The following is a 9,592-nucleotide window of genomic DNA, read 5'->3' as shown; positions in this document are numbered from 1 at the left end:
AAGCCTCTGGCGTATTAGATTGACTTGTTGTTGGCGTAACCTGTTCTTTAGCCTGTTCGGTATCGTTATTTACAGAAGAAGTAATGGAAGCCTCTGGCGTATTAGATTGACTTGTTGTTGGCGTAACCTGTTCTTTAGCCTGTTCGGTATCGTTATTTACAGAATCGGTATTAGCCTGAGATTTTTCGGAATTTAAACTAACTGAAGCTTTGCTTTCGCTTGTATTGAGTGTATTAGTTTTAATGTCTGGTAAGATATCTGGTAACGTCTGGCTTTGAGAAGCAGAAGGATTAGTTAATGAGTCTGGTTGTGAATTATCTAGTAGCTCCTCGCTTACTCTTAAACCAGTCAGTGTATCGATTTCTGGCTCGGATGTACTAGATTGAGACGTTTTTTCACTTGAGGAAATACTTATTTGGCTCGTGCTAGAAAGCGGCAAAATCAGAGTATCAATTTCCTTGCTATTTATTACAGAGATACTCGTTGCTATATTTTTGTCGCTCGCTAAACTGCTAGGAGTACCTAAATTAGAAACAGAGCCTCCACTAAGTTTCGGATCTAAGGCTGGTAGGAGTGGATTGGTCAATCTTACTATTGAATCTAGGTTACTTGTTCCATTGTCTTGATTAAGTGTGGGATTGGAACTAATTAACTCGCTCATGGTAGATTTCCTTTTATTTATCTGCGTTAAATGGTTGGTTGCTAGTAGATCGACCTATATTATAATTTCAGACAAAAATTAACTGGTATCGGCTTTTGCTGGCTTATTGCTCGAGTATTTCGCGCCAGAAAGCGCGATGCCAGCAATAGTTAAGTTTCGCAGAAAGACTTTGTTGAACATAATTTTTTACTCCTATTTATCGTTATGTATTTTAACAATTATCGGTAACAATGCACTTTTATTTCTATTGAATATCCCCTAAAAAATTTTTTTTGCGTGCGTTTGGGTAAGCCCGAACTCCAGCAGCTTCACTGATTTGTGTTCTGACTATGACAGTTCTAAAGTTCACATCATTCGGAACACAAATCCAGCTTGAAATCAGGTGCACTGAATTCAGGTGAATTTATACAAGACGACTTTAACCATCTTTGCCAGTTCAAGTCGAACATTTTCTTGCGATTTGGACACATTCTTGCTACATCATGCGAAACTGCTTGGGTGAAATGCCTGTATATCTGCGAAAATGCTTAGCAAAATGACTGGGGTTAGCAAAACCGCACACAACGGAGATATCATTGATTGTGCGTTCTCTCTGCTTCAGTAATTGCTTCGATCGCTCGACTCGCTGCTGTATCAAATACGCATGAGGAGTCATGCCCGTAGATTGCTTAAATAATCGACAGAAGTGAAACTGGCTAATCTGCAATTCATCTGCAAGGGTGGCTAATGATAGGTTCTCACTTAGATGAACATTCATGTAGTCAAGAGCTTGCTTCAGTTTGTACTTAGGTAAGCCATCTTCATACTCTGGTAGAATGTGCTTGCGGGTTGAATAGTTTCTCAAAAAATGTGCTGCCATAGCTGTAGCCATTGACTCCGCATAGAAGCAACTATTTGTTGCATCAGTTTCTAATACCGTTTTCAGAGCTAAGATAATTTGACAGACTAGCGGATCGGGCGTTGATAGCGTCGGCTTCAGTTCAATTTGCTCTGGATTTGCAGACTCGTAGGCAGCATGAGCTAGAAATGTAGGATCGAGATAGCAGTGAGTCGTTTCCCCTACCTGACTCGATCTCACTTTTAACGGCGCATGAGCAGGAAAAATTTCAATATGCCCCTTTTCTTGTTGGTCATGTTGACATCGATAACGTTTTCCATCAAATACCATCTCTACTTCCGTTGGCTGCTTCCATGACGGTAGCGAAATGAGGTGCTGAAGACCTGTTGTTTCAGGAAAGTCAATTGCAGGCAGTTGATAATGTGCAAGATGGATATTTTTCCATCCCGCTTGTTGACCGGAGTGAATTACTGGACGCGGAGCAAACGTTAAAGTTGAATCTTGTTGAGAGTAATCGATCTCTAAAGGTTTTTCTGTTGACATCCTAAATTTTTTCTCCAAATTTGTACGAATAATGGTTCTTTGATTACGCAAGTCCGAACTCACAGCCCGATCGCCCCTACCCTTCCACCTCTTTCAACCCATCCTCCAACAGCATCCGCACCAAGAGTCTACTTTCTTGCGCCCCGTCATAGCCGCCAGCATCGACAGCTTGCGGTGCAGGGATATCGAAAGAATACCGCTCGCTTGCGATTTTCACTGTAGTGGCTGCCAATACCTATGACGACAGAATGCCATGCACCGCCGAAGGTGGTTAATTCAGCTAAAATGTCTCAATACGGCGTTTAGTCGTGCCAATACTTCATCAACAATAAGTGCTGTAGTATTTGATACTCTGCTGAATCACATAACCGGTTTGTAACTACTCTACCCCTGTGTAGCAAGTCCGGCTGTCGGAAAAAGTCTGATAAAAGTCTGATCTAAGTCGGATCTAGAATCTAAAAATTATCTGTCTCTAAGCTGTTCGGCATTTAAAGGAGGATAGTAGGGTGCTTAGCGTAGATAAGCGTTTCCCATGTATAGTAAGTGTTCTAGCTGACGCACCTTACCTAGCTCGTTAATGGTTTAAATGCCTAACAGCTTATTGACTAGCCCATTAGCTCATTTTTCACAAATTTATGAGTATTTATACTTAAAAGATTTGTCCGATCGCTCACCTCTGCTAGCTGTGGTTGTCTGTGCGACAGTTGAGAGTGCGGAATCATTACCTGAGATCGAATAGAAATAGTTATTTTAGAAGTCTATATGGAAAAAATGACTGATGATGAGGCACTAAATATCCTTGAGGAAATTCTGGAAATAAAGCAATTAAACAATGTGCAGAAGATAGTCTTTTGTCAAGCTTGGGAAGGGCAGTCTTATATGCAGATTGCTAATACTTTTGACTATGACTACAGCTATATCAAAGATACTGGATCGCAACTTTGGCAGATGCTCTCAACAGCTCTAGAACAAAAAGTTACAAAGTTAAATTTTCAGAGCGTCCTCAAGCATTATGCCAAACATCGAGAATCTCAGTTCGCTAGTCAATCGGCTTTTTCTCGACCAGAAGTTGAACCCTTAGAGAGTTCATTGTCACCCAACTTTTCTACACTTTCTATAGATGAGAATGAAACTCGTTGGGTTGGACGCGAATCGTTAGTTGATGCACTAACTGAGAAGATTCAAGGCATTTGTCGCGTCCTAATGTTGGTAGGAATTACAGGGATTGGCAAGTCATCTCTGGCAATTCGACTGAGTTTAGAACCAGGGATCGCTCAAACATGGCCAGTAGTTCATGTAATTCGCTTTGATACTGAGCAGCAAACCTTTGAACAATTCGCTCGCTTACTTTTAAAAGAGCAGATGAGATCGGATTTTGAGTTAGAACACGAGTCTCAAAAACTGGTCATCGATTTAGTTAATTATTTGCAAACCCATCCCTGTTTGCTGCTCCTCGACATGGTTGAGGAAATCCTGGAAACGGGCGATCGCGGCGAGTTTCACTACAAAGATCCCTTATTTGCCCAATTTTTCGATCGCTTTATCCAAGTAGAACCAATGCCATCTCGCTTGATTCTAACTTCTCAGGATCGCCTCCCTGTCATAGCCGAGGGACGGTATTTAGAGCGATCGCACCTAGAATGGCTCAAAGGCTTAAATCCCGAAGAAGCCCTCGAACTTTTTGGGAGTTGGGAAGTTTATCCTCAGACAGATGAGGAACGTGAATATTTACAACGCATCGTTAGGGTTTATGAAGGCCATCCGCTTGCTTTGCGAGTAATCGCTGGAGAAATTCGAGAAAGTCCATACAACGGCGACATTCAAGCCTACTGGCACGATTATAGCGAGGAGATTGCAACCATTGAACAACAGCAAATAGCTTCTGATTTACATTCGAGCGCCGACTCAGTAACTTTAGCCAATTACAGCATCAACTTAACCGATCTAGTTAAGTGCCGCATCGAACGAACATTTATCCGTCTGCGCGTTTCATCTCCTTTGGCTTACATTCTGCTCTGTATGGGAGCTACCTATCGATGCTCTGTAGAGCGAACGGCTTGGCTATTATTAATTGCAGAGTGTCCTAAAGAAGCGCAAATAATTGCCTTTCAAACCTTACAACGCCGCTTTCTTCTAGAAACAGACTCTAAGGTTGGGCGCGTATTCTATCGGCTTCACAGTTTAATTCGCAGCATCGCGCTCCAGCATCTTGTTAATTTTAAACCAGAGATCCTGTTATGAATTTTGCCTGGGATCGAACATTGCAACTGAAGACGCTAACAGAGTCCCAGATTTTAAATTGCTGCTTGACACCAGCAGGAGAGTTGGTTTTAAATAATGCACATCCTCTCGATCGACAACCGACTCTCTATGAAAAAGCGCATTTACGAGCCGCTTTTTACTGGCTCAAGCACTATCAACCCCATCACCAAGCTTCTCATCTCGAACAAGTCCGAGGCTACTTGGAGGCAGCTCACCATCTAGAACAGCTTAAAGCTTGGGATCTGATTCGCCAAATTGTATTTGTTCGTCTTAATATCGAAGGGAACTCGCAGGTTTTACACCGACAGCTTGGCATTTGGAGACTTTACCGAGAACAAATCGCTCTATGTCAACCTTTATTAGGTAAAGTTAATCCCCAATTGGATTGTCTTTGTCTCAATGACCTGGGCTATGCTTATACCCATCTTTGTCAGTTTCCCACCGCAGTCGATTACTACCAGCGTTTATTACAACTAGCCACAGAGAATCACAATACAGAGGCTCAAGCTAAAGCACTTGGTGGTTTAGGGCTTTGCTATGGCAATTGGGGACAATATCAAACAGCTTGGAATTACTGCCAGCAGCAGTTGCAGGTATTGGATCGAATTGATGAATCTCGCTGTCGCGTTCAATCGGAGGATGCCGTATCGCTAGAAAGCTTGGGATGGGAGCAAGACAGTTACGGCGAAGGCTCGTCTACAGCGGTTGAGAGAGGTCAAACCTTGGCGACTTTGGGATATTTAGCCATTCACCTGCGACAGTTTCATAAGGCGACTCATCACTGTCAGCAAGCATTAGCGATCGCCCGTACTATTAACGATACACAAACCCAATGGTACGCTCTCGGACGGCTTGCAGTCGCCAATGCTCAGTTGGGTAAACGCCAAAAAGCTTTAGATGCCTTAGAACAACAGTATCAGCAACGACACCAAAACCGCAATTGCCATCAAGTTAGTGCTTTATTGGTGAATTTGGGCTTAGTCTACTGTTACCAGCGCAACTTTAGAGCCGCTCTAACCTGCTCCCAAGAACTTTTGGAAATTAATCAACACAGTGGTGATATAAGCGTTCAATGTTATGCCTTACTAACTCTGGCATTTATTCATACTTGGCAAGATGAGGTTCAACTAGCTTTAGAAACAACCCAGCAATGTTTGGATCTTGCCCGTCAATATAAATATCAACACCACGAATCTCAGTCATTATCGCAATTTTCTTATCTCTATAGCGCACTGGGAGACATTCCTAAAGCACTAGATTATGGAAAACAAGCTTTAGCGCTCGCTCAAAACGTTAATAATTCTTTATTTAAAGGAATTGCACTGGCAGTTTTAGGATTGGCTTACCTGGAAGCGGGTAAGTTTATACAGAGTTTGCGTTTTATCGTTGCTAGTTCGATCGCGCTCCCTCCTTGGCGCGGTGGAGATAGCCAATTGTTGCTGGCGATAATTCTCAAACGATTATTCAAATATTATGGCGATTGGTTCTCAAGATTTTAGTTCGGTTGAGCTGTGAGGTGGGTAAAAGACTGTCGCGCCCGATCGCCGCCTATTTGCGGTTACATTCCCTGGATTTCAAGCTATACTTGGCAATTCCAGCTAACTTGTACGATAATAAATTTCAAACCCCGCTCGCTCAATTAATGATTCAAAAAAACCAAGTTAACCTATTGGTTTTCGATCCAATCCAGGAGGTCATCGAACGATGGATAAACTCGAACGCTACCGAAGCTTAATCCAAAAAATCCTCGAAGAATACCAGCAGCTAAGTTTGGGCAATTCCGATGTCGAATCTGTCTTGCTGCTCGATCCGATTCGCGAGCATTATCTTCTAATGAAAATGGGTTGGTATCAAGATAATCGCATCAAAAGCAATGTCATCCACGTTCGCCTGAAAGATGGAAAAATCTGGAATCAACTACCCAGCATCAAGCGGAGTACCGCTATGATGTGGGCTTGTATCTGAACTCCACCGCAATTCCGAGAACCTTTGCAGAATCTCAGCTTTAGTTTCACCGCCCGACACATTAGGGGATGCTGACAAGCTCCCCGTACTCGTCCAGTCCTGCCGAACGAGCAACGTTCTCATGGCAATATTTCGCGCACCCACCAAATCAGCATGAAGCTCATGCCCGCAACACTCGCAACGAAACAATAGTCCTTTTTTAGGTCTATTGCCTGCCGAAGTGTGTCCACATTTTGGACAGCTTTGCGAGGTATAATTAGCTGGAACTTTAGTAGCTAAAGAGCCGTTCAAATTAGCTTTGTAGTCAATATAGCCGTGCAGTTCGGCAAACGACCATTTAGCTTTGTTTCGATTAGCTTTTCGCTGTTTTTTGCTAACCTTTTTACCCGACTTGGACTTGGTTCTATCCCGAATTCCGGTTAGGTTTTCCAGTCCAATTAAAGTATTAGGCTTTGCAATATCCTTGCTGATTTGGTGGTTCACGTCAGCGATAAACCGCCTTTCTCTTCCCGACAAAGCAATTAGCCGGCGCTTTGCCGAACGAGTGCCTTTACGCTGAAGAGTTTGTCTAGCCTTGTGATAGCGGTTGGCTTTATGTCTAGCTTCTGAACCTGAGTAAAAATTAGACTTGTTTTGTAAGTCTGTTTCTACCGCAAGATAGCGCATCCCCACGTCAACGCCAGAAACTCTGGTTATTTTCAGTGGGTCGAGTTCAGGGGTTTCTACCTCAACACTTACCATCAAATAGTAAACTTTAGAGGAACGCTGATAGACAATTTTAGCTGCTCCAACTTTGGAACCATTCGCAATGAAATCCAGATGCTTGTTGTAGCCATCATACGAGACTACTATTCTACCAGTCAGGGTAATAATACTCACCTTATGCTCGGATTTAAACGAGTAGTCACGCTGATAATTCAAGGTACAGGTTCGAGAGATATACTTAGGGGGTTGGTCTAGTCCTTTGTACCGTTTCTTGGTGTACCCTTTAGCGATAGCATCGTTAGATTGTTTTACCTTAGTCCAGAGAGTTTTATACGTTGCCGAAACTTGTCTCGGTACATTGCAAGCCATCTGAGCGCCAAGTCCAAATCGAACTCGCAATTCATTGTAGACAGCCTTTTGTAACTTAGCACCATTGCTGGTTTTGTTCGCATCAAAAGCAACTTGTGAAGTATGATTCAAGGCATCGCGATAAGCCAAGGTAGTCTGAGATACCAAAGCTTTTTGCTCGGCATTCAGGTTTAGTTTTAGCTTGGCGGTGATTATTTGAGGCATTACTTTCACGAATTCTGACAAAATTCTATCTCGTGAACATACAAAAAGCAAGTGGTGTAGCAAAATAATTTGTTCGCTCATCGACCGCCCCTCGCCTTCCAACACCTAAAGTCGTTGGTTTAGTTCGGGGCGGTTCTCTTCACTCACGCAAATTCCTCCCGACGCTCACCTGGGTACAGGTAGAGCGCGGGACTCCTTTTGATTTAGTTGAAGAAGACCGGACTGAGGACGGTATCGCAACCGATTTACCGAAAGCGGGGGTGTCTTGTGAAGAGATTGTCCTCGCCTTTCATCCACCGCGTTTGCGTCCGTTTACGGAATTTGCAACTGCGTAACGCGATCGCTCTTATGGAGAAAATAGCACATCGCGTATCAAGAGCGATCGCGCACTTGTCTAATTCGCAGCCAACAAACCCGACATATTCAGCACTTTTTCTGACCAGATTTTTACCTGTTCGCTAACTTTTATTCGTTGCTGAACGTTCGATCGAATCTCAGCCCAAGAATACTGCCAGCAAGCTAACTGAACCTGCAACTCAACTAACTCAGCAGCTATTTCTATCTCTGTATCGGCAGCAGTCCATTCAATAAACAGCTTGCTTTCTTGCAGTAAATCTTCAATTATTTCGCCATGAGCTGTATTTTGACAGCGGGATTTGATTCGCGCTAAATTTGATGCTAAATTTCCTAGACGAACCGGCAGTTCGTCTCGCAAATAGCGTGACTTTAAAGCATTCCAATCTCTCATAACTCTCCTAATAGCCGTTGAACGATCTGAGCAACTCGATCTCGAATCATCGGATCTTGAATTTCCATCGAACGATTGTTTTGGCGGGGGCGGATATTGATGAGAGATTCATAACCTACTTCTTGTGTCAGCGGATACCAATCTGCTCCCCAAATATCTACTTGCTTGCTCCCATTTTCCAGCAATACAGCTTCGCAGTCAGCGTGAAGCTCTCCACCACCAGCTAAAATTCCCCGTTCGATATCCACTGCCAGTTTAATATACAGCAGATTGCAGGTAAATAGAGTACACTGAAAAATAGTATATTAATAGCAGTAATGAAACCATTACCGATCGAACTTCGAGAAAAAGTGGTCAAAGCTTACAAACAGGGTAACACATCAATTAGAAAACTAGCTATCAGATTTGATGTCAGTAAGTCTTTTGTTGAACGACTATTAAAGCGCTACCAACTTACAGGAGATATCCAACCACGTCCTCAAGGTGGAAGCCAGAAAAGTGAGTTGAATGGATATTCAAGTCAGCTCCATGAGCTGGTAAAAAAATATCCAGATAGCACTTTGTCAGAATATTGTGAATACTGGGGAAATATTTACGGACAATGGATAAGTCCTAGTACCATGTGCCGAGAATTAAAAAGGGTGGGACTAACAAAAAAAAAAGACGCTACTCAGTAGTCAAGCGGCAACAGACCGAGTGCAAAAATTAAGAGGAGAATACTGGGAAAAAGTGAAAAATATAGCTCCCGAGAACCTGGTTTTTCTGGATGAAATGGGGGTTTTACTAGGTTTAAGTAGGAAGTATGCTCGCTCACCTCACGGCACGAGAGTATGTGATTTTAAACCATTCTATCGGGGTGCAAAAATCACAGCAATTGGAGCGATTAGTATTAAAAAAGTGGTGGCATTAATGACAATGAATGACTCAATGGATGGCAAGGCATTTGAAGTGTTTATTGAAAAATTTTTAGTGCCGGAACTTTGGGTGGGAGCGGTAGTAGTAATGGATAATTTACCCGCACACAAAATGGCTTCTATTGCACCGATGATTCAAGCAGTTGGCGCAAGTATTATTAACTTATCGCCGTATTCTCCTGATTTTAATCCTATTGAATTATGGTGGTCGCAACTTAAGTCTTTCCTGCGGAAATTTTCTCCAACAACCCCAAAAATGATCGATACATTAATTGCCGTCGCACTTGATTTAATAAATCCTCAACATCTAAAAAACTGGTTTACTAAATGCTGCTACTGTCATCTATAAACTTGCAATCTGCTGTAACTGCTCAGGATTTCCA

At 42.7% G+C, this 9,592-nt stretch carries 12 protein-coding genes and 1 pseudogene; 7 read left to right on the top strand and 6 right to left on the bottom strand.

The window, feature by feature from the left end; genetic code table 11:
• The 3 genes from QUA20_RS02345 to QUA20_RS02335 all read right to left on the bottom strand — a co-directional run.
• On the bottom strand, positions 1–661 hold a 661-nt coding region (locus tag QUA20_RS02345), incomplete at its 3' end, for a hypothetical protein (RefSeq protein WP_333185058.1).
• A 475-nt stretch (positions 662–1,136) separates the two neighbouring features.
• A complete protein-coding gene (locus QUA20_RS02340) occupies positions 1,137–2,042 on the bottom strand; it encodes an AraC family transcriptional regulator (protein ID WP_333185056.1) in 906 nt (301 codons plus the stop codon).
• A 76-nt stretch (positions 2,043–2,118) separates the two neighbouring features.
• Positions 2,119–2,259: a hypothetical protein gene (locus QUA20_RS02335; protein ID WP_333185054.1), complete on the bottom strand. Its 141-nt coding sequence runs from the start codon at positions 2,257–2,259 to the stop codon at positions 2,119–2,121.
• A gap of 545 nt (positions 2,260–2,804) precedes the next feature.
• Between QUA20_RS02335 and QUA20_RS02330 the strand changes: the two genes are divergently transcribed.
• The 4 genes from QUA20_RS02330 to QUA20_RS02315 are packed head-to-tail and all read left to right on the top strand — an operon-like array spanning position 2,805 to position 6,269.
• Entirely contained in the window at positions 2,805–4,283 is a 1,479-nt protein-coding gene (locus tag QUA20_RS02330) for an NB-ARC domain-containing protein (RefSeq protein WP_333185052.1), read from the top strand.
• Positions 4,280–5,803: a tetratricopeptide repeat protein gene (locus tag QUA20_RS02325; RefSeq protein ID WP_333185050.1), complete on the top strand. Its 1,524-nt coding sequence runs from the start codon at positions 4,280–4,282 to the stop codon at positions 5,801–5,803. The genes QUA20_RS02330 and QUA20_RS02325 overlap by 4 nt, the downstream gene beginning before the upstream one ends.
• Before the next feature lie 17 nt (positions 5,804–5,820).
• Positions 5,821–6,039 (top strand): element excision factor XisH family protein, encoded by a 219-nt coding sequence (locus QUA20_RS02320; RefSeq protein WP_333185244.1) that lies wholly within the window; start codon positions 5,821–5,823, stop codon positions 6,037–6,039.
• The gene (locus QUA20_RS02315) at positions 6,009–6,269 is read left to right on the top strand and encodes an element excision factor XisI family protein (protein WP_333185048.1); all 261 of its coding nucleotides are present in this window, start codon (positions 6,009–6,011) and stop codon (positions 6,267–6,269) included. The genes QUA20_RS02320 and QUA20_RS02315 overlap by 31 nt, the downstream gene beginning before the upstream one ends.
• Here the strand turns inward: QUA20_RS02315 and QUA20_RS02310 are convergent.
• Positions 6,222–7,628: a transposase gene (locus QUA20_RS02310; RefSeq protein ID WP_333185046.1), complete on the bottom strand. Its 1,407-nt coding sequence runs from the start codon at positions 7,626–7,628 to the stop codon at positions 6,222–6,224. The genes QUA20_RS02315 and QUA20_RS02310 overlap by 48 nt on opposite strands.
• Before the next feature lie 137 nt (positions 7,629–7,765).
• Here QUA20_RS02310 and QUA20_RS02305 point away from each other — a divergent pair.
• Positions 7,766–7,882, top strand: a pseudogene (locus QUA20_RS02305) (element excision factor XisI family protein); the annotation flags it as partial.
• 59 nt (positions 7,883–7,941) lie between these two features.
• Here the strand turns inward: QUA20_RS02305 and QUA20_RS02300 are convergent.
• A complete protein-coding gene (locus tag QUA20_RS02300; protein WP_106331790.1) occupies positions 7,942–8,295 on the bottom strand; it encodes a hypothetical protein in 354 nt (117 codons plus the stop codon).
• On the bottom strand, positions 8,292–8,549 hold the full coding sequence (locus tag QUA20_RS02295) for a DUF5674 family protein (protein ID WP_333185242.1): 258 nt from the start codon (positions 8,547–8,549) through the stop codon (positions 8,292–8,294). The genes QUA20_RS02300 and QUA20_RS02295 overlap by 4 nt, the downstream gene beginning before the upstream one ends.
• Before the next feature lie 63 nt (positions 8,550–8,612).
• Between QUA20_RS02295 and QUA20_RS02290 the strand changes: the two genes are divergently transcribed.
• Entirely contained in the window at positions 8,613–8,972 is a 360-nt protein-coding gene (locus QUA20_RS02290) for a transposase (protein WP_333185044.1), read from the top strand.
• Between the two features lie 19 nt (positions 8,973–8,991).
• Positions 8,992–9,558, top strand: coding sequence for a transposase (locus QUA20_RS02285; RefSeq protein ID WP_333185042.1), 567 nt, complete (start codon positions 8,992–8,994; stop codon positions 9,556–9,558).
• Positions 9,559–9,592 lie beyond the last annotated feature (34 nt).

The organism is Microcoleus sp. Pol7_A1, assembly GCF_036701085.1.
Lineage (GTDB): Bacteria > Cyanobacteriota > Cyanobacteriia > Cyanobacteriales > Microcoleaceae > Microcoleus > Microcoleus asticus.
Note: the sequence above shows the minus strand (reverse complement) of the source record. Positions and strands in the feature narration are given on the sequence as shown.

Excerpts from the sequence above, each read along its gene's own strand:
- QUA20_RS02310 (WP_333185046.1), bottom strand. The coding sequence starts at position 7,628 with ATGAGCGAACAAATTATTTTGCTACACCACTTGCTTTTTGTATGTTCA.
- QUA20_RS02330 (WP_333185052.1), top strand. The coding sequence starts at position 2,805 with ATGGAAAAAATGACTGATGATGAGGCACTAAATATCCTTGAGGAAATT.
- QUA20_RS02290 (WP_333185044.1), top strand. The coding sequence starts at position 8,613 with ATGAAACCATTACCGATCGAACTTCGAGAAAAAGTGGTCAAAGCTTAC.
- QUA20_RS02300 (WP_106331790.1), bottom strand. The coding sequence starts at position 8,295 with ATGAGAGATTGGAATGCTTTAAAGTCACGCTATTTGCGAGACGAACTG.
- QUA20_RS02340 (WP_333185056.1), bottom strand. The coding sequence starts at position 2,042 with ATGTCAACAGAAAAACCTTTAGAGATCGATTACTCTCAACAAGATTCA.
- QUA20_RS02325 (WP_333185050.1), top strand. The coding sequence starts at position 4,280 with ATGAATTTTGCCTGGGATCGAACATTGCAACTGAAGACGCTAACAGAG.
- QUA20_RS02315 (WP_333185048.1), top strand. The coding sequence starts at position 6,009 with ATGGATAAACTCGAACGCTACCGAAGCTTAATCCAAAAAATCCTCGAA.